The 18,361-nt window shown below is 41.3% G+C and carries 20 protein-coding genes and 2 other annotated features; of the genes, 4 read left to right on the forward strand and 16 right to left on the reverse strand.

Translation table 11 applies throughout. The annotated features are described in order from the left end of the window. Window positions 1-11: 11 nt before the first annotated feature. The 4 genes from pstA to SporoP17a_RS02885 all read right to left on the reverse strand — a co-directional run bounded on the left by pstA (window position 12) and on the right by SporoP17a_RS02885 (window position 3,702). Window positions 12-896 carry a phosphate ABC transporter permease PstA gene (gene pstA / locus SporoP17a_RS02870; protein ID WP_083032174.1) on the reverse strand — a complete coding sequence of 295 codons (885 nt, stop codon included), beginning with the start codon at window positions 894-896 and terminating at the stop codon, window positions 12-14. Continuing rightward, on the reverse strand, window positions 896-1,825 hold the full coding sequence (gene pstC / locus SporoP17a_RS02875; RefSeq protein ID WP_237262366.1) for a phosphate ABC transporter permease subunit PstC: 930 nt from the start codon (window positions 1,823-1,825) through the stop codon (window positions 896-898). Before pstC ends, pstA begins: the two co-directional genes overlap by 1 nt. Window positions 1,826-1,868: 43 nt before the next feature. Further along, on the reverse strand, window positions 1,869-2,765 hold the full coding sequence (locus tag SporoP17a_RS02880; RefSeq protein WP_083032176.1) for a phosphate ABC transporter substrate-binding protein PstS family protein: 897 nt from the start codon (window positions 2,763-2,765) through the stop codon (window positions 1,869-1,871). Window positions 2,766-2,997: 232 nt separating this feature from the next. Next, entirely contained in the window at window positions 2,998-3,702 is a 705-nt protein-coding gene (locus tag SporoP17a_RS02885) for a response regulator transcription factor (protein ID WP_083032179.1), read from the reverse strand. A 253-nt stretch (window positions 3,703-3,955) separates the two neighbouring features. On the opposite strand from SporoP17a_RS02885, the gene SporoP17a_RS02890 reads away from it, so the two are divergent. Beyond that, window positions 3,956-4,984 carry an NADP-dependent oxidoreductase gene (locus SporoP17a_RS02890; RefSeq protein WP_237262367.1) on the forward strand — a complete coding sequence of 343 codons (1,029 nt, stop codon included), beginning with the start codon at window positions 3,956-3,958 and terminating at the stop codon, window positions 4,982-4,984. Between the two features lie 116 nt (window positions 4,985-5,100). Here SporoP17a_RS02890 and SporoP17a_RS02895 read toward each other — a convergent pair whose 3' ends face one another. Together SporoP17a_RS02895 and SporoP17a_RS02900 are read right to left on the reverse strand one after the other, a co-directional pair. Beyond that, entirely contained in the window at window positions 5,101-6,084 is a 984-nt protein-coding gene (locus SporoP17a_RS02895; RefSeq protein ID WP_083032182.1) for an NAD(P)/FAD-dependent oxidoreductase, read from the reverse strand. A 108-nt stretch (window positions 6,085-6,192) separates the two neighbouring features. Beyond that, entirely contained in the window at window positions 6,193-6,480 is a 288-nt protein-coding gene (locus tag SporoP17a_RS02900; RefSeq protein ID WP_083032184.1) for a DUF6509 family protein, read from the reverse strand. Window positions 6,481-6,649: 169 nt separating this feature from the next. Between SporoP17a_RS02900 and SporoP17a_RS02905 the strand changes: the two genes are divergently transcribed. Next, entirely contained in the window at window positions 6,650-8,341 is a 1,692-nt protein-coding gene (locus tag SporoP17a_RS02905; RefSeq protein ID WP_083032186.1) for a M3 family oligoendopeptidase, read from the forward strand. Between the two features lie 96 nt (window positions 8,342-8,437). On the opposite strand, the gene SporoP17a_RS02910 is transcribed toward SporoP17a_RS02905, so the two are convergent. From SporoP17a_RS02910 to SporoP17a_RS02925, 4 genes are all read right to left on the reverse strand, one after another. Further along, a complete protein-coding gene (locus SporoP17a_RS02910) occupies window positions 8,438-10,063 on the reverse strand; it encodes a formate--tetrahydrofolate ligase (protein WP_237262414.1) in 1,626 nt (541 codons plus the stop codon). Between the two features lie 88 nt (window positions 10,064-10,151). After that, window positions 10,152-11,135: a zinc-binding dehydrogenase gene (locus tag SporoP17a_RS02915; RefSeq protein WP_083032192.1), complete on the reverse strand. Its 984-nt coding sequence runs from the start codon at window positions 11,133-11,135 to the stop codon at window positions 10,152-10,154. Window positions 11,136-11,422: 287 nt separating this feature from the next. Next, window positions 11,423-11,911: a helix-turn-helix domain-containing protein gene (locus SporoP17a_RS02920; protein WP_051210452.1), complete on the reverse strand. Its 489-nt coding sequence runs from the start codon at window positions 11,909-11,911 to the stop codon at window positions 11,423-11,425. A 122-nt stretch (window positions 11,912-12,033) separates the two neighbouring features. After that, complete coding sequence (locus SporoP17a_RS02925) at window positions 12,034-12,519, reverse strand: dUTP diphosphatase (RefSeq protein ID WP_083032195.1); 486 nt, start codon at window positions 12,517-12,519, stop codon at window positions 12,034-12,036. A 93-nt stretch (window positions 12,520-12,612) separates the two neighbouring features. On the opposite strand from SporoP17a_RS02925, the gene SporoP17a_RS02930 reads away from it, so the two are divergent. Continuing rightward, complete coding sequence (locus tag SporoP17a_RS02930) at window positions 12,613-12,993, forward strand: sigma-w pathway protein ysdB (protein ID WP_083032198.1); 381 nt, start codon at window positions 12,613-12,615, stop codon at window positions 12,991-12,993. 41 nt (window positions 12,994-13,034) lie between these two features. On the opposite strand, the gene SporoP17a_RS02935 is transcribed toward SporoP17a_RS02930, so the two are convergent. The 4 genes from SporoP17a_RS02935 to infC form a co-directional block, all read right to left on the reverse strand. Further along, window positions 13,035-13,325, reverse strand: a complete 291-nt coding sequence (locus SporoP17a_RS02935) for a DUF1294 domain-containing protein (protein WP_083032201.1) — start codon at window positions 13,323-13,325, stop codon at window positions 13,035-13,037. A gap of 78 nt (window positions 13,326-13,403) precedes the next feature. Further along, a complete protein-coding gene (gene rplT, locus SporoP17a_RS02940) occupies window positions 13,404-13,763 on the reverse strand; it encodes a 50S ribosomal protein L20 (RefSeq protein ID WP_083032204.1) in 360 nt (119 codons plus the stop codon). 43 nt (window positions 13,764-13,806) lie between these two features. Further along, a complete protein-coding gene (gene rpmI / locus SporoP17a_RS02945; protein WP_083032206.1) occupies window positions 13,807-14,007 on the reverse strand; it encodes a 50S ribosomal protein L35 in 201 nt (66 codons plus the stop codon). 26 nt (window positions 14,008-14,033) lie between these two features. Further along, complete coding sequence (infC, locus tag SporoP17a_RS02950) at window positions 14,034-14,540, reverse strand: translation initiation factor IF-3 (protein ID WP_143561105.1); 507 nt, start codon at window positions 14,538-14,540, stop codon at window positions 14,034-14,036. Between the two features lie 101 nt (window positions 14,541-14,641). Beyond that, window positions 14,642-14,788 (reverse strand) — a sequence feature (ribosomal protein L20 leader region). A gap of 90 nt (window positions 14,789-14,878) precedes the next feature. Here infC and SporoP17a_RS16685 point away from each other — a divergent pair. Next, entirely contained in the window at window positions 14,879-15,025 is a 147-nt protein-coding gene (locus tag SporoP17a_RS16685) for a hypothetical protein (protein ID WP_156890513.1), read from the forward strand. Window positions 15,026-15,097: 72 nt separating this feature from the next. On the opposite strand, the gene thrS is transcribed toward SporoP17a_RS16685, so the two are convergent. After that, on the reverse strand, window positions 15,098-17,032 hold the full coding sequence (gene thrS, locus SporoP17a_RS02955) for a threonine--tRNA ligase (RefSeq protein WP_083032208.1): 1,935 nt from the start codon (window positions 17,030-17,032) through the stop codon (window positions 15,098-15,100). A 46-nt stretch (window positions 17,033-17,078) separates the two neighbouring features. Further along, window positions 17,079-17,309: a binding site (T-box leader), on the reverse strand. Between the two features lie 99 nt (window positions 17,310-17,408). Continuing rightward, window positions 17,409-18,350: a primosomal protein DnaI gene (gene dnaI, locus SporoP17a_RS02960; protein ID WP_083032210.1), complete on the reverse strand. Its 942-nt coding sequence runs from the start codon at window positions 18,348-18,350 to the stop codon at window positions 17,409-17,411. Window positions 18,351-18,361 lie beyond the last annotated feature (11 nt).

An 18,361-nucleotide genomic window follows, 5' to 3' on the forward strand; every position in this document is an offset into this window, starting at 1 on the left:
TGATTCTCCTTTTAATTGGCACTCATTTTTTTAAACATCAAATGGCCAATAATGCGTGATGCGAAATTAAAGAATAAAATCGAGATAATTAACAATGCCGCTGCTCCGTCAGAGATGGCCGCTGCGTCTGGCATGATTCCCTCTCCATTAATTTTCCAAATATGAACCGCCATCGTTTCTGCAGGTCTAAAAGGATTTAAAGGAGATGTTGGCGACAATGGATTCCAATTAGTGAAATCTATGATCGGTGTACTCATTCCCGCTGTATAAATCAAGGCTGCCGCTTCTCCAAAGACCCTTCCTGATGCCAGTATGACGCCCGTTACAATGCCAGGCAGTGCCGCTGGAAGTATGATGGTCGTAATGGTTTCCCACTTTGAAAATCCGAGTGCCCATCCTGCTTCGCGCTGTGATTTCGGCACATTACGAATAGATTGCTCTACGACTCGCACGAGTAAAGGTAAATTGAATACAGAAAGTGCGAAGGCACCTGACAAGATGGAAAAACCCCAACCCATATACAATACGAAAAACAGGAATCCGAATAATCCTACTACTATGGAAGGGAGTGAAGAAAGTACTTCTATCAGTACACGAATACACCGGATGATCCAGTGATCTTTTGCATACTCTGCTAAATAAATACCCGCACCAATCGCAATCGGCACTGAAATAATCAGTGTCAAAACTAGTAAATAAAAGGAATTAAATAGTTGCGGTCCTACTCCTCCCCCCTCTTTAAAAATCTGTGGAGGAGAGGTGATGAATTGCCAGCTCAGCTGAGGAATACCTTTTACAAAGACAAGTCCAAGCAACCCCGCCAAAGTCGTAATGATGATGCCTACAATGACATATAATCCAGCCGTAGCGAGTCGATCTTTACTTTTCGCAGACATTAGCTATTTTTCCCCTTTCCAATCATGCGTACTGTGATCGTGAAAAATAGCGACATCAGTAAAAGTACAAGTGCAAGTGACCAAAGCGCATTATTTTCTACTTGCCCCATTACGGTATACCCCATGCCCATTGTTAAAATACTCGTAACGGTAGAGGCTGGTTCAAATAATGAATGTGGAATGACCGAAGCATTCCCAATGACCATTTGTACAGCTAGAGCTTCACCAAACGCCCGTGCCATTCCGAAAATAATCGCCATCATCAAGCCGGGTTTCGCCGTTTTCAGTACCACTTTACAAATCATTTGCCATCTTGTTGAACCTAGCGCTAGCGATGCTTCACGTAATGAACGTGGCACCGACTGAATAGCATCCAACGCTAAACTTGTGACTGTCGGTAAAATCATGACAGATAACACAATCGTTCCTGCCGCAATCCCAAATCCGCTACCAGGAAATAGATCGCGTAAAAGTGGTACTACGACAGTTAGCCCGATAAATCCATAAACAACTGAAGGAATGCCTACTAACAGTTCAATCACCGGTTGCATGATCCTCTTTCCTGTTCTCGGTGCAATCTCACTCATGAAAATCGCAGCACCAATTGCAAGCGGCGCGGATAGTAACGCAGATATACCTGTGACTGCAATTGAACCTACTAGAAAGGGTAATGCACCAATAATTGGTTTACCCAGGGAATTTACTTCCGCTGGGTTCCAAGTCGTGCCTGTAAAGAAATCTTTGACACTTCCCTCATTCGTGATGAAGGTGGATAAACCTTTTGAAAAGACTAGAAATAAAATGGCTGCGGTGATGGCTGCCGTCAGGGCGACTGACAGGAAAGTAAGCCATTTGCCGAATCGCTCCATGCGCATTTTATTACTCTTTCTGTACAACGGATGTTCCATCTCTTTGATCATCTTCGCCATCATATACTCTCCTTTCGAGATTGGAGATCTTTGCAAGTTTTTATCATTTTTTCGTAACAGTTCCTTCTGCATCTCGTTCTACTTGCATACCTGTTACCGGTAAGTAACCCATTTCTGGAAGCAGAACTTCCTGCACTTCTTCCGACAACATATATTCAATCAATTCTTTCGCTAAACCTTTCGCTTCACCGTTTGTATACATGTGTTGATACGCCCAAATTTCCCATTCATTGGACTCGACACTTGTACGGTTCGGTGTTACACCGTTGACTTTTAAAGCGGTAGTCGTATGATCGAAATACGAGAAAGCTAAGTAGCTAATGGCTCCCGGTGTTTCACCAACAATCTTGCGTACCGTACCGGATGAATCCTGTTCTTGCGCATCGATTGGTTCTTTTCCTTGCAATGCAAATGTTTCAAACGTCGCACGTGTTCCGGATCCTTTTGCACGGTTGATAACAATAATTTCTTGATCCACTCCGCCAAGCTCTTTCCAATTTTTGATTTCCCCTGTAAAGATGCCAATCAATTCTTCAGACGTAATATCTTCTACACCTGTCTCTGGGTGACTTACTGGCCCCATTCCAACAACCGCCACTTTATGATCGACTAAGTTACTCGCGTCCACGCCTTCTTTTTCTTCTGCGAATATATCCGAGTTTCCTATATCTACTGCACCTTCGCTAATTTTGCTTAATCCAGTACCGCTCCCTCCACCTTGGACGTTAATGACCGATCCTGGATTTTTTTCCGAATACTGCTGTGCTGCTGCTTCTACTAAAGGTTGTAGTGCACTTGAACCTACCGCCATGATGGGTTCAGTTTCTTGCTTAGCTTTTCCTTTTTCACTATCACTTGCTTTTGTACTACTACAACCTGCGATCACCCCTATACAAAGTAAAACAAATGCCAATACGGTTATTCGATTACGTTTCCTCATCACTGCGCCCCCTTGAGCTTTTCGTTTTAGTAGTAATTTTCTACTGCCTCTTTACTATAAACAATGAATATTAAAGAGTGATGGATGAAACGTAAAGGTTATGTAAAGGTTCTGTTTAAGTAGATCATTCCCCAGATCTTTGTAACCTAGAAGGAGATGCGAAAGGTAAAAAAAAGCTAAAGACACCATCCGATATGGATTCGTCTTCAGCTTTCGTATGTATCTACAGTATTCAGTTTGTTACTTCTTCAAATTTATAACCAAATCCTCTGACAGTCTTAATATACACTGGACTTTTTGTATCCGGTTCAATCTTTTCCCTTAGGTGACTGATATGAACATCTACGATACGAGAATCTCCAGTATAGTCATAATTCCAAATCGCATTCAGCAACTGCTCGCGGTGTAATACCTTACCAGAATGTCGCATTAAGTATAAAAGCAGTTCAAATTCTTTTGGTGTCAGTTCTAAAGGGCTTCCATCTAAAAAGGCTTCAATTCGATCTGGATGAACTAGTAAACTTCCATTACTAAGTTCCTCTTCCAGTTCTTTCGCCTGTACTGAATCCTGTAACTCTATTCTGCGCAAGATGGCTTTCACACGAGCAAGTACCTCTCGCGGACTAAATGGCTTTGTTAGGTAGTCATCTGCTCCCAGTTCGAGTCCAAGGACTTTGTCGAATTCATCACCTTTCGCTGTCAACATTAAAATAGGTGTATGAATCTTTTCTTGGCGAAGCCTTCTGCATACATCCATGCCATCCATTCCTGGCAGCATAATATCAAGCAACAGTAAATCCGGTTCTTCAGATAGTGTCATAGAAATTGCTGTATTACCATCTCGGGCTATGTAAACGGTATATCCTGCCTGCTCCAAGTTGTACTGCAAAAGAGTTGCTATTGACTGTTCATCTTCCACAACCAAGACCTTTTTCATTTGGTTAGCTCCTTTACTGCTAAATCATTAATTTTTCTGAAAGTCTACGTCTCTACTCTACTTTGACATAAAGGAAATGTCCACTCAAATCATTTTTTATGAATATATTAATTGATGCATTCAAATGAATGCAAAAAACTTTTCATGTCAATGCAATTAATTGACTTCAGTACTGCATGCTAGTACCCTTGAACTTAAGCTTACTATTAGTAAGTTGATAAATACGTATGGTGTAAAAATAGGAGGAGTTTATATGACACAAGAGATGTACAGAGAAATTCATTTAGCTAACCGACCAAAAGGCTTGCCTACTATGAAAACGTTCGATTTTGTGGAAAAGCCGATGCCTGAACTACAAGACCATCAAGTTCTTGTTCGCACGCTATATGTATCGGTTGACCCCTACATGCGAGGAGGAATGATAGATGCAAAATCTTATATTCCCCCATTTAAACTGAATGAAGTGATTACCGGTGGAGTTGTGGGTGAGGTCACAAAATCTACTTCCGATTCATTCAAACCCGGAGATTTGGTTGTAGGGAACTTGAATTGGGCAGAGTATACGGCAGCTGCTGAGCAAGAAGTACGTAAAATTGATCCACATATCGCGCCAATTACTACACATTTAGGAATTCTCGGCATGACAGGCCTCACTGCATACTTCGGGTTACTCGATATCGGTAAACCTCAAGAAGGTGAAACAGTCGTCGTTTCCGGTGCTGCTGGGGCAGTTGGTTCAGTAGTGGGCCAAATCGCTAAAATGAAAGGTGCCAAAGTAATCGGAATTGCAGGTTCACAAGAGAAGATCGAGTACGTAAAAAATGAACTCGGCTTTGACGAGGCAGTCAATTATAAACTGGATAGCTTTAAAGAAGACTTAGCTACAGCTGCAGCTGACGGTGTAGATGTCTATTTCGACAATGTCGGTGGTGAAGTGACGGATGCTGTCTTTACATTACTCAATAAACACGCACGAATTGCACTATGTGGCGCTATTTCTTCTTACAATAAAGAAGAGCAAGATATAGGGCCTCGTCTTCAATCTACGATGATCAAAACGAGCGCGTTGATGAAAGGCTTTACTGTAGGAGATTATGCAACAGACTTCGCTACTGCATCTGCTGATTTAGGTAAATGGCTATCAGAAGGCCAATTGAAGTATGAAGAAACAATTGTAGAAGGCTTCGACAATATTCCACATGCATTTCTTGGTTTATTTGATGGAACAAATTTAGGTAAGCAACTAGTCAAAGTCGCTGATTATGAAACAACAAAGCGATAATTGGTTTTCAATGAAAAAGGCTATCTCGAGATTTCTCTTGAGATAGCCTTTTATATTACGTACATAAAACACCTTGTACAGTGAAAAACTCTCCATACAAGGTGCATAGTATTCTATTAACCGAAGATGCTCGTACTGTGCAACGGCTGCACTTTAGCTTTCGGATCTAGGAACGCTTTCGCGTGGCTGATGGCAACCGGTGCTTCGCCCATACCTACCGCAATCAATTTCACTTTGCCGTCGTATGTTGTGACATCACCAGCTGCATAAATGCCTTCGATATTCGTTTCCATGCGAGAGTTGACTACAATAGAATTACGCTCCATATCTAAGCCCCAGTCTTTCAATGGGCCGAGTGAAGAAATATTGCCGTAGTTCACTACAACATGATCGAATTCAAGTTCTTTCACGCTGCCATCTTTTTCTTTCAATATCACTTTATCCAATGTGTCTCCGTCACCCTGTAATTCACTGACAGCATGCGAAGTTAAAATATTGACACTAGATTCGCGAAGTTGATTCACACTGGTTTCATGCGCAGTGAAACGCTCTCTACGGTGAACTAGTGTAACTTGACTTGCGATATCTTCAAGCATCAATGCCCAGTCCAGTGCAGAGTCTCCCCCACCACAAACACAGATGTTTTGATCTTTAAACATAGACAAGTCTTTTATACCATAGTGTAATGTTTTGCCTTCAAAAGTAGGTTCTTCTTTCAATCCGATTTTACGTGGTTGAAAAGCACCGATTCCTGCAGTCAATAAAATAGTACGTGTCAAATGCTGACCTTTATCTGTCGTTAAAACAAAGTGATCGTCCTTCTTTTCGATGGACATTGCCGCTTCCCCTAAACAAATTTCAGGTTTTGCATAGTGCGCTTGTGTTACTAAGTTTGCCACTAAATCTTTTGCCAAAATTTTAGGGAATCCGCCAACATCATAAATATATTTATCTGGATATAGCTCGATCAATTGGCCACCAAGCTGCGGCAAACTATCGATAATTTTAACAGACATTTCACGCATACCCGCATAGAACGAAGAAAATAATCCAGTTGGACCTCCGCCGATAATCGTAATATCCACTATTTCATGATTCATTTAAAACACTCCTATATTTAATTCTTTGATGAAATGCTTTGGGTGTACCACTTGTGTTTCTCTAGTCTATTATCCCCTATTCTAAAGAGAATAACATCTATTTTGTATTCAGATCTCAGGAAAATGTTCCATGCAGTATTGCTCTGCTAACGTTTGTTCTTCTTCGTCCCATTCAACGTCAAATGGACTTTCCGTTGCCAATTCATAAAATTGGTAGGTTAACATCTTTCGCTGGCCATCCTTCGCAGAATATAACATACGTAAGCCAGTACCCTCTTCATTGAACAGTTCATCTTCTTCATCAAACTTAACTGTCAATAGGAATTCGTAGCGCTGACCATCGATAATACCTGTCGGATCGACCAGTTCTTGTACTTTATGATTGATTATTTGCATTCAATTTCTCCTTCTTCCCGCTCTCTTAGAGTTTACTCTCTCTATCCTACATCATTTTATAAGTTTGTGGCAATTTATGAACGTCATTACTAATAAATTATTTGCTTTTTATTACTGGTTGCTAGAAAATGAGGGGATAGCCCAATACATACGAACTAGGAGGAGTACAATGCTGACTTTTGAAGACTACGAGTATACTCGCCCGGATATCGATAAGCTAAAAATAGAATTCCAGGCTGCACTTGAACAGTTTAAGCAAGCAAACTCATTCGAAGAGCAAGCCCAAATTATTGAGCATATCAACATGTTGACGAGTGATTACAGTACAGCGGAAAACATTATGTATATCCGCTCTTCGATTGATACGAATGATTCCTTCTATCAAGAGGAACGAGAGTATTTTGATGAAATTGGACCTCAATTCCAAGCTTTGCAAAGCGATTACTACCAAGCTGTTATCTCGACGCCTTTTCGAGCTCAATTGGAAGACAGATGGGGCCCTCAGCTATTTAAACTTGCAGAGAATGCCGTCCAATCTTATTCCGACGAAGTCTTACCACTTTTACAGCAAGAGAATAAACTTATTTCCGAGTACGCACAGCTCGTCGCCTCAGCACAAATCGAGTTCCAAGGCGAAATGCTGACTTTGGCACAACTTGGACCATTTAAGGAGTCACTCGATCGTTCTGTTAGAAGAGATGCAATGAATGCCACTGCCGATTTTTTCTCTTCGCATGAAGAGGATTTCGATAGAATTTTTGATCGTCTTGTTGCAGTACGTCATGAAATCGCTACGACACTTGGGTTTAAAAGCTTTACAGAACTGGGATACATACGTATGGACCGGATTGGCTATGATGCACCTATGATGGAAAACTTCCGTCATCAGATTCGTACGCATGTGGTGCCTCTAGCAGAGAAGATTCGAGGTATGCAAAGTCGTAGAATAGGCATTTCGCAAATGAAGTTTTATGATGAACCATTGCATTATGCAGAGGGTAATCCCCAACCTACAGGTTCTCCTGAATGGATTTTGGAAAATGGCCAAAAAATGTATCAAGAGTTATCGCGTGAAACCGGACGTTTTTTTGATTATATGAAACGTAAAAACTTATTGGATTTGGTGGCGAAAAAAGGCAAGGAAGCAGGCGGTTATTGTACATTCATAGACAATTACGATTCACCGTTTATTTTCTCTAATTTCAATGGAACTTCCAGTGATATTGATGTTTTGACACATGAGGCAGGCCATGCATTCCAAGTGTATTCTAGTCGTTCAATTGGGCTCCCTGAATATATTTGGCCAACGACTGAAGCGGCAGAAATTCACTCTATGAGTATGGAGTTCTTTACTTGGTTTTGGATGGATCGCTTCTTTGGCAGCGAGGCAGAACGATATCGCTATGCACACTTACTTGAGAGTGTACTGTTTTTACCTTATGGAGTGGCAGTGGACGAGTTTCAACAACGCATCTATGACCAGCCTGAAATGACTCCAAGTGAACGTAAAGCCGTATGGAAAGATCTTGAGAACATCTATTTACCTAATCGGGATTATGACGGACATCCTTATTTGGAACAAGGCGGTTTTTGGCAGAGACAAGGTCATATCTATGAAGTACCGTTTTATTATATTGATTATGCTTTAGCACAAATCTGTGCTCTTCAGTTTTGGCAACGCTCATTAAGCGACTTTGAAGATGCATGGACAGATTATTTGGCACTGTGTCAATTGGGTGGAAGTAAATCATTTTTAGAGCTCGTTGCAACAGCCAATTTGAGATCGCCATTTGAAGAGGGGACTGTTGAATCGATCATGGATTTCATCAGTGAGTGGCTTGTTGATCATAGGATTTTTTAGTATAAGACATACAAAAGGATGTGCAGAATGTCAAATTGATGACGTTCTGTACATCCTTTTTGATTTAAATGCTATAATGCCTACTAAAGATTGCCATCACATTAACCCTTTAGCATTACCAGCCGAATCGACATCCATATGGAGTGCTGCCGGCTTTTTTGGTAAACCAGGCATAGTCATGATGTCGCCTGTTAAACAAACTAAGAAACCTGCCCCAAGCTTCGGTAAAATATTGCGAATTGTAACCGAGAAGTCTGTTGGACGTCCTAATTTGCTTGGATCATCGGAAAACGAGTACTGGGTCTTCGCCATACAGACCGGCAAGAGATCCCAGCCATTCCTTTTAATTTCCGCTAAATCTTTTTTAGCCTGATCGGTAAATAAAACGCCTGTGCCACCATATACTTTTTGAACAATCGCTGTGAGTTTTTCTTCTACTGATTGCTCTACTTCATAAATAGGAGCGAAATTATTTGGCTCTTCCATCACTTTTAAGACTTCTTTTGCCAAAGCTTCCCCGCCGGCTCCACCGTCTTGCCACACATCCGTTAAAGCGACTTTTACATTATGATCCTGACACCACTTTTGAACTTTCTGCAATTCACTATCAGTGTCTCCTACGAAACGATTGAGCGCCACTACTGGTTGCACTCCGAACGATAGAATCGTCTCAATATGCTTTTCCAAGTTGACTAAACCTTTTTCTACCGCTTGACTATTCTCTGCTTTTAATTCCTGCTTTGCTACTCCGCCTTGCATTTTAAGCGCACGAATTGTGGTGACTAGAACAACTGCATCCGGTTGGAATTTACCGACACGCGCTTTAATGTTCATAAACTTTTCCGCGCCTAAATCAGATCCAAACCCTGCTTCTGTCACGACATAGTCAGCCAGATTACGTGCTGTATTCGTTGCGATCAACGAGTTACAACCATGAGCAATATTCGCGAACGGACCGCCGTGAATGAAAGCTGGTGTACCTTCGATCGTTTGGACAAGGTTCGGTTTGAATGCATCTTTAAGCAGAAGCGTCAACGCACCCTCTACGCCTAAATCTCGTACTGTCACAGCTTCCTTTTCATACGTATAGCCAATTACAATATCGGATAAGCGTTCTTTCAAGTCTGGTAAACTAGTCGCCAGACAGAATACGGCCATGATTTCGGATGCTACGGTAATATCGAAACCATCTTCGCGTGGCACGCCTTGTGATGGTCCACCTAAACCTATCATCACATGACGAAGCGCACGGTCATTCATATCCATGACACGTTTCCATGTAATGCGGCGTGGATCGATGTTCAACACATTACCTTGATGCAAATGGTTGTCGATCATAGCGCTCAACGCATTATTAACCGTTGTAATGGCATGAAGGTCTCCAGTGAAGTGCAGATTGATGTCTTCCATAGGTAGTACTTGTGAAAATCCGCCACCCGTTGCTCCGCCTTTGACGCCCATTACCGGTCCTAATGAAGGTTCACGCAATGCAATCATGGTTTTCTTACCTAAACGGGACAGTGCATCACCGAGACCAACTGTCACTGTCGATTTCCCTTCCCCTGCTGGCGTTGGACTAGTAGCAGTTACGAGTACGACTTTCGCTTGTGACGTTTGTTTCGGAATGAGGTCTACGTTGATTTTCGCTTTGTATTTTCCATATAGCTCTAACGCATCCAATGGAATTCCTGCTTTGTCTGCGATATTTTCAATTGGTTGCATAGTTGCTTTTGAAGCGATTTCCAAATCTGTCAGTGTCTTTACTTCTTTCGTCACTACCTCCACTGCCTTTCTATACCCGTTATATAATTTACTTTGAAATGGCTAAAACGATTTTACCGAATTGTACACTGTCTTCCAGCTTAGCAAATGCCTCACTAGCTTTTTCAAGAGGAATCACTGAATCAATAACAGGATGGATTTGGTGTTCTTCAACTAATGCTAACATCTCCCGCAATTCTTCACGACTTCCCATTGTAGTGCCTAGTAACGAATATTGACCGTAAAAGAATTCGCGCAAATTCAGCTCGACAGTATCTTCGGTCGTGGCACCAAACACGACAATACGACCACCTTTTTTAAGAATTTCAAGAGAACGATTGAATGTTGCTCTTCCCACACTCTCAATCACAAGATCCACTCGTTCGTCTTTTAGTTCTGTAGGCCAATCGCTATTCGTATCAATTGCTACATCCGCACCGAGTTTCATTGCGTGTTTTCTTTTTTCTTCACTTCTTGAGGATACGATGACACGTGCTCCTAATTTCTTCGCGAATTGAATCATATAAGTCGCGACTCCACTACCAGCTCCCGGAATAAAGACAGTTTGACCTTCTTCTATACGGCCTCTCGTTACTAATGCCCGATAACCTGTCAGCCCGGATAGAGCAACCACTGCGGATTCATTCCACGTAAGATGTGATGGCTTTTTCTCTAGCTGATCTGAAGAAATGCAAATCTTTTCTGCAAAGGTACCATGATCTGGCATACCGAGAATATCAAATTCAGCTGGTGGCGCATCGCTTTCTTCGAACCAGCGAAGTGATGGGTTGATCATTACTTCGTCTCCAACATGCCAATCCGTCACACCTTCCCCGACTGATTCGATGATGCCAGCGCCGTCTGAACCTAATGCCAATGGTTCAGAAGCGTTTCCACGTCTTTTCGGTATAGCGGTATCGCGTCGATTTAGTCCTGCGGTTTTCAATGCGACAATGACTTCACCGTTTCCAGCTGAGGGATCTGCGATATCTGTATAGTGCAACTCACCATTTTCATGAACGAATGCTTTCAATCAACTCATCCTCCTTGGGTTTATCTACGACTCTATCATAACGCATTTCATTTTGTTTTCCCACATTTCATGCTATTTGATTATTTGTTATTTTGACAACTAAGAAAAAGTTGCATAGTGCCAGGAAGGAGATTTCCGTTCAGAGCGGACACTTTCCTGCGGGCATGACTTGGGCCAAGCCTTTCAGAAATCCCATCGTATTTACCACTAAATCGCTCTGCGTATTTACATTTCTACTAATAAAAAACGATGCTCCTCGAAGTCTAATGACTTCAAGGAGCATCGTTTTATAGTGTGCGTCTTTTATATTTAGCGAGTTCAAGTAGTTCTAGTACATCTTTTTTAGGAAGGCGGATAGCTAACTCCATCAGCTCTTTTTCAGCCGATCGCCGTCCTTTTCCGCTACGGTACTTCTCTTTATTCACTGCATCGATTTCTGCATATAGCTCATCAATTTCTGTTGGCCATTTACCAGAGGATTCGACATTCATCGTTTCACGAAGACGATCATAGAGTGATTCTACTGTATTACCTGTTGCTTTGAAATACGGAGTAAATGTTACCTCCCCCATAATCAACTCATCGGTAGAAACAGAAAAACGCTCTGAAATTTTAGCGATCCAAGCAGCGGACGGTGCATTCTTACCACGTTCCCAATCTTTAATTCGGCTGGCTGATGTACCGATTGCCGCGCCAAACGCCATCATCGACAGTCCTCGACGTTCTCTCAGTGCCTTTAAACGCAATCCAAAATCATCTTTACTCCATTCGTTCAACGAAATACCCCCTGTACGACCTGTGTTGTATTAATATTATTATCAAAACAGTCTTTTTGTCAATTTATTTATTTATGAAATTTTTATTATAGTTAATATTACGATGATGTCAATGATACCGCTTAGTATCCATTTCGTTGACGTGCGTAGTTCTCTTCATTTTTATCGATATATGCTTGAATAATTTGTTCTTCTGTAAATCCGAGCGTATTCGCAAGGGCACCGTAATTCTTCCAAACATTTTTATAATCTTCAAATGTTAAGGATTCCAAGAAAGCATAAATGGATTGACCTGTTTGAATAAACTGTTGTGTTAGATTTTGGTCCGTAGCCTCACTTGCCGGCCATTCTTCCAATCCATCAAAACTTTTTTCGATTCCTAACGATAATAAAAAATGTATAGAATCCACATATTCCTCTAAAATCACATCATCTGCTGAAGGACCTTTTGTGCTCCAGAATTTAAAACATCGCGTCTCATTCGCCAACTCAGAAAGTTCGACTACTAATGCCAACCCTCTTTCGGCAAAAGTCTCATTCGTTTGATGATTTTTTTGTATATATGTATCGAGCGCTCTTTGCATTTCAAATAGTTGATGCAATTTCATTTGTATTCCCTCCACCATTTTGCTATGAAATGAAACCTTTTACCAGACTCATCCGTATAGTACAGTACTACATCGTTTGCAGGAGCTGATTTTATGGTTTTATTGATCCGCGTCTTCATTATAGCACTTGTTATCTATTTATTTTATTCGGGGATTCGCTATTTGACAGATGCTAAGCGAAAGCTAGATGAAGCGTATGAAAAGGAACAATATTATTTTTATGATGACGTTAAGAATATCCGTAAAAACTTCTTTATTACGTATAAAGGTGCGATGTTCGAAGGTGAGAAATATTTAGGCACCACGACGGATTCCTTTGATGTTGTCTCTATTTTCATTTGGGTGAAAAATGAAGCAAACTTGCAAGGTATGACGAAAGAAGATTTTCATTTCCTTGAATCCGAAGTGCGAACGAATTATCCTCATGCCGAGATTAACTGGAAGAATCCAATTGAACAATTAATGAAATCTTGAGTAAACGGAAATAGCTGAACACGGCTATTTCCGTTTTTATATTAAAATGTAACTGTAGTTGGTAATTTTACACCATATATAGCTAGCAGCAACACGATGTCGATCATCATTAGAAGTAAAAATCCAATACGGAAATGAGTTTTTCTCGTTTTGTGGTGAAAGAATTGCATACCCATGTATGCACCTACTCCACCACCAAGCACTGCCAATAACCATAGATTTCGTTCTGGTATACGTTGCTTTTTCTTTTTAGCTTGGCTTTTATCATATCCCATTGCCCCAAATGCCCAGAGTGACAGGATGGCCATATACATCAATAGTGTTTGTGCCATGTCAGCCATTCCCCCATACGAAAAAATCCACCTTCATTTCCATATAAGAATGAAAACGAAAGTGGATTTTGGTTCATCTTATTTTGCTACAGATTTTTTTGCTGTCTCTGCAAGTTGTGCAAATGCTGGTGCATCTGTCACTGCAAGTTCTGCAAGCATCTTACGGTTAACATCGATGCCAGCTACTTTCAAGCCGTGCATTAATGTGCTGTATGAAATACCATTCACACGAGCAGCCGCGTTGATACGTGTAATCCATAGTCTACGGAAATCACGTTTTTTGTTACGACGGTCACGGTAAGCATAGTTATAAGATTTCATTACCTGTTGGTTTGCTACCTTATAAAGTCTATGTTTTGAACCGAAATAACCTTTTGCTAATTTCAATACTCTTTTATGACGCTTGCGCGTTACTGTTCCACCTTTTACGCGTGGCATAGTGCATTACCTCCTGCTTATCCTATAAGTGTGTGTTTCGATCTTACTTCATGTTTGTTAGCATTTCGCGAATACGCTTGTAATCGCCTGAAGAAACTAGTGCAGACTTACGTAAGTGACGCTTAGCCTTCGTAGATTTGTTAGCAAATAGGTGACTTGTGTAAGCACGGCCACGTTTTAATTTACCAGTTCCAGTTCTTTTGAAACGTTTCGCGGAACCGCGGTGAGTTTTCATTTTTGGCATGTTCTGTTCCTCCTAAATTGTTCGTGTTACTTTTTCTCGGCAAGTGGGGCAAGTATTAAGAACATGCTCCGACCTTCCATTTTTGGTTTAACTTCAACAGTTGCTACATCTTTGCAAGCTTCTGCAAAGCGATCAAGTACTCGTTGGCCAATTTCTTTATGCGTAATCGCACGGCCGCGGAAACGAATTGAAGCTTTTACCTTATCCCCATTTTCAAGGAACTTGATTCCGTTACGAAGTTTCGTTTGGAAGTCATGCTCATCAATTGTAGGGCTAAGTCGAACTTCTTTAACGTTGATGACCTTTTGATTCTTACGTACTTCACGCTCTTTCTTTTGCTGTTCGAACTTGAACTTTCCATGGTCCATAACACGAGCTACTGGGGGCTTCGCTTGTGGAGCAACAAGAACTAAGTCCAGGTTTGCTTGAGCAGCAATATCTAAAGCTTCATTACGTGTTTTGATACCGAGTTGTTCGCCATTATGATCAATTAAACGCAGCTCACGTGCTCGGATACCATCATTTACGTACATGTCTTTGCTAATAGTAATCCACCTCCGAATATTGTCTCGTGAATACACATTTTGGTATATCGGAAATTCCGACTTCAAAGTCCCATAGGTCTATCCATTTTACAAAATAAAAAAAGTAGACAAATATGATTTGTCTACCCGCGTAAGTATACTATGCCAGTATGCATAGATATAAACTTATTGTGCTAACCTGGCAACAACTTCATTGCGTCGATCAGGTGAGAAGCGGGTAGCCTCTTCTTATACCACAAACTGTATTCAGTTAACCTTATTAATAATAACATCTTTACTATCAAATGTCAATAACTCTGCAGATCTCATTGTCGGATGCACAGGTTATGTTTGAATTAATTCAACTTTTCAAGTATAGCGCATTATCAATAGAATTGCAACTACTATTTTTATTAATGTTGGAAGACGGAGTGAAAGATCGTATGGAACCCACTTTGGCGCTTGCGGATGACTCTACAATGAGCCATCCGTAGCGACCTTCGTGTAATCCGTGCTATACCCATCATTGTATGCAGAACTAGGGAAACGGTACCTATCCTGTTGTATTAGTTCTTCTTCACGTCTTCTTTGATCAATTCAAGGAACGCTTCGAATGACATACTTTCAGATTTTTGTTCGCCATATTTACGAACGTTGACTTCGCCAGCTTCCATTTCACGATCTCCTAGTACAAGCATATACGGAACCTTTTGTACTTGTGCTTCACGGATCTTATAACCAATCTTCTCGTCACGGCTGTCTACGTCTACACGGAACCCTGCCAATGTCAGCTGATCTTTAACGTCTTGTGCATAGTCAAGGTGAACATCAGGTGATACCGGGATCAATTCTACTTGGATTGGCGCTAACCATGTTGGGAAGGCTCCTTTGTATTCTTCAATTAAGAAGGCAACAAAGCGTTCCATTGTAGACACGACACCTCTGTGAATGACGACTGGACGGTGTTGCTTGCCGTCTTCGCCGATATACGTAAGGTCGAAGCGCTCAGGTAATAAGAAGTCCAATTGTGCAGTGGAAAGTGTTTCTTCCATACCAATTGCTGTTTTTACTTGTACATCCAACTTCGGACCGTAAAATGCTGCCTCGCCTTCTTCTTCTGTATACGGAAGCTCCATCTCATCCATTGCTTCTTTCAACATAGCTTGTGCACGTTCCCACATTTCATCGTCATCAAAATATTTCGTTGTATCTTCAGGATCGCGATACGATAGGCGGAACGAATAATCTTTAATATTGAAGTCTTTATATACTTCAATGATTAACATGACTACACGTTTAAACTCTTCTTTAATCTGGTCAGGACGCACGAAGATATGCGCATCGTTCAATGTCATACCACGTACACGCTGAAGACCCGAAAGTGCTCCCGACATTTCATAACGGTGCATTGTGCCAAGTTCCGCCAAACGAAGTGGTAAATTACGATACGAATGAATACCATTTTTATAAATCATCATGTGGTGAGGACAGTTCATTGGACGTAACACGAGATCTTCGTTATCCATGCTCATTGTCGGGAACATACCATCTTGATAATGATCCCAGTGACCGGATGTTTTGTAGAGTTCTACACTTCCAAGTACTGGCGTATACACGTGCTGGTAGCCTAGTCTTTCTTCTTTATCGACAATATATCGTTCGATCACACGGCGAATGGTAGCGCCTTTTGGTAACCAGAGTGGAAGACCTTGTCCAACTTTTTGTGAATTTGTGAACAGATTCAATTCCTTACCGATTTTACGGTGGTCACGCTCTTTCGCTTCTTCCAGCATACGCAAATGTTCTTTCAGCTCGTCCTTTTTGAAGAAAGCCGTTCCGTAAATCCGTTGAAGCATTTTGTTATCAGAGTTCCCTCTCCAATAAGCCCCTGCAATACTTAATAATTTAAATTCTTTTAGTTTACCTGTAGACGGAACATGAATGCCGCGGCATAGGTCGAAGAATTCGCCTTGTTCATAAATAGATACTTGTTGATCTTCAGGAATTGCTTCGAGAAGTTCCAATTTGTATTCATCATCAATTTCTTTGAAACGTTTTTCTGCTTCCGCACGGGATACATCGTGACGAATAATGGGTAAGTTTTCACCGATAATGCGTTTCATTTCTTTTTCTAACTCAGGCAAATCTTCAGCAGTGATCGGTGTAGGTGAATCGATATCATAATAAAAACCGTTTTCGATAGTAGGACCTATTCCTAGTTTCGCATCCGGGAATTTGCGTTTGACGGCTTGTGCCAAAAGGTGAGCCGTACTATGACGCAGAATGTCCAACGCTTCATCTGAAGTTGGCGTAATGATACTAATCTCTCCATCTGTATGGATTGGTGATTTCAAATCGATGAGCTGCTCTCCAATTTTTCCTGCTAATGCGCTTTTACGCAATCCAGGACTGATGGAGCCTGCAATTTCTTCTGTTGTGACGCCGTCCTCGAATTCTTTTACTGCACCATCTGGAAATGTTAAATGAATATTTTCTGGCATGTGTATGACTCCCTTTCTTTTTTTGAACGCAAAAAAGCCCCATCCCTAAAGGGACGAGGCTTGAGCTCGTGGTTCCACCCTTCTTCCTTCCATTCGCAAATATGCGAAAAGACCGAAGCTTTCGATCGGCTAACGGGCCGCTACCGTCATCAGCTACTTACTTTCACTGATGCTGCTCGGAGGTGGTAAATTTATCTTCTGCCTACAAGGGTTTCAGCCATGCCCCTGTTCTCTGGAAAGGTGAAAAATAAAGTATTGTCCTCTTCGATGCATGTTAACAATTTATTTATGTTGAACTGTGTAATAGTATAGAAAAATCTGAGCGTAATTGCAAGTGTAATTGAATAATTCTTTCAACAAAGCACGTTCAGAATGATTAATCCCGCCAGTTCTCCCCACCAAGTTTAAACGGTTGGCTGACCATTCGGATTCTCTCCATAATTCGCGCCGCTTTAATAGGCTCTTTTTCTCCACGCTGACTCGTTGTAAGGTGATGTTCTAATTCATTATAATTAAAATTGGATGTAAAGAATACAGGTAGCTTTTCTGCCATACGGTACTGCAAAATCGTGCCGAGCACTTCATCTCGAGTCCAAGTTGACATCGTTTCTGCTCCTATATCATCTAGCATTAAGACAGGAGCCCGCTTCACAAACTCCACTTTTTCGTCCAGTGTTTGGTTTTGGATCGATTGCTTCATCTCCCGTAGAAACTCCGGAACATACACTACTACAGTTTGGATACGTCTCGTTGCCAATTCATTCGCTAACGCACCTAAAATGAATGATTTTCCAATACCAAAGTTCCCAAATAGATAAAAGCCTCTTTCCGGAACTTTACCAGTAGACTCGATTTGATTCAGGAAATCTTTAGCTGCTCGCATGACGATTACACGACTATCTTCAGACAAGAAGTTGACGTCAGATAGACGCGCTTCCATTACTTCTTTCGGCATGTACATGCTGTTGACCATTTTCGAGATGTTTCTACGTTCATCTACCAACTGCTTCGTAGGACAGACTATATAATCCACGTCAATAAGGCGCTGTGCGATGACTAATTTCGGCTCAAAGCCTTTCATGACATTAATACACCCGTCGAGATTCGGACAGCGCTCACAAGCGTGGGAAGCCGTTGTAAATTCGTATAGTTTACCTAGACTGCGGTTGATCACTTCTGTATTGACCTCATCGGAATGATCGCTAATAAATTGTTGTACGGCCGGATCTTCCATTACCTCTGTTCGAAGCTCATCGTATTTTTGGGCTAATGAAGGAGCATTCACTACCCGTTTCATCGCATCCCCTATTCGTTCCATTTTATTTCACC

The organism is Sporosarcina ureae, from assembly GCF_002082015.1.
In the GTDB taxonomy this organism is placed as follows: Bacteria; Bacillota; Bacilli; order Bacillales_A; family Planococcaceae; genus Sporosarcina; species Sporosarcina ureae_A.

Excerpts from the sequence above, each read along its gene's own strand:
- pstA (WP_083032174.1), bottom strand. The coding sequence starts at position 896 with ATGTCTGCGAAAAGTAAAGATCGACTCGCTACGGCTGGATTATATGTC.
- pstC (WP_237262366.1), bottom strand. The coding sequence starts at position 1,825 with ATGGCGAAGATGATCAAAGAGATGGAACATCCGTTGTACAGAAAGAGT.
- SporoP17a_RS02880 (WP_083032176.1), bottom strand. The coding sequence starts at position 2,765 with ATGAGGAAACGTAATCGAATAACCGTATTGGCATTTGTTTTACTTTGT.
- SporoP17a_RS02885 (WP_083032179.1), bottom strand. The coding sequence starts at position 3,702 with ATGAAAAAGGTCTTGGTTGTGGAAGATGAACAGTCAATAGCAACTCTT.
- SporoP17a_RS02890 (WP_237262367.1), top strand. The coding sequence starts at position 3,956 with ATGACACAAGAGATGTACAGAGAAATTCATTTAGCTAACCGACCAAAA.
- SporoP17a_RS02895 (WP_083032182.1), bottom strand. The coding sequence starts at position 6,084 with ATGAATCATGAAATAGTGGATATTACGATTATCGGCGGAGGTCCAACT.
- SporoP17a_RS02900 (WP_083032184.1), bottom strand. The coding sequence starts at position 6,480 with ATGCAAATAATCAATCATAAAGTACAAGAACTGGTCGATCCGACAGGT.
- SporoP17a_RS02905 (WP_083032186.1), top strand. The coding sequence starts at position 6,650 with ATGCTGACTTTTGAAGACTACGAGTATACTCGCCCGGATATCGATAAG.
- SporoP17a_RS02910 (WP_237262414.1), bottom strand. The coding sequence starts at position 10,063 with ATGCAACCAATTGAAAATATCGCAGACAAAGCAGGAATTCCATTGGAT.
- SporoP17a_RS02925 (WP_083032195.1), bottom strand. The coding sequence starts at position 12,519 with ATGAAATTGCATCAACTATTTGAAATGCAAAGAGCGCTCGATACATAT.
- SporoP17a_RS02930 (WP_083032198.1), top strand. The coding sequence starts at position 12,613 with ATGGTTTTATTGATCCGCGTCTTCATTATAGCACTTGTTATCTATTTA.
- SporoP17a_RS02935 (WP_083032201.1), bottom strand. The coding sequence starts at position 13,325 with ATGGCACAAACACTATTGATGTATATGGCCATCCTGTCACTCTGGGCA.
- rplT (WP_083032204.1), bottom strand. The coding sequence starts at position 13,763 with ATGCCACGCGTAAAAGGTGGAACAGTAACGCGCAAGCGTCATAAAAGA.
- rpmI (WP_083032206.1), bottom strand. The coding sequence starts at position 14,007 with ATGCCAAAAATGAAAACTCACCGCGGTTCCGCGAAACGTTTCAAAAGA.
- infC (WP_143561105.1), bottom strand. The coding sequence starts at position 14,540 with ATGTACGTAAATGATGGTATCCGAGCACGTGAGCTGCGTTTAATTGAT.
- SporoP17a_RS16685 (WP_156890513.1), top strand. The coding sequence starts at position 14,879 with ATGTTTGAATTAATTCAACTTTTCAAGTATAGCGCATTATCAATAGAA.
- thrS (WP_083032208.1), bottom strand. The coding sequence starts at position 17,032 with ATGCCAGAAAATATTCATTTAACATTTCCAGATGGTGCAGTAAAAGAA.
- dnaI (WP_083032210.1), bottom strand. The coding sequence starts at position 18,350 with ATGGAACGAATAGGGGATGCGATGAAACGGGTAGTGAATGCTCCTTCA.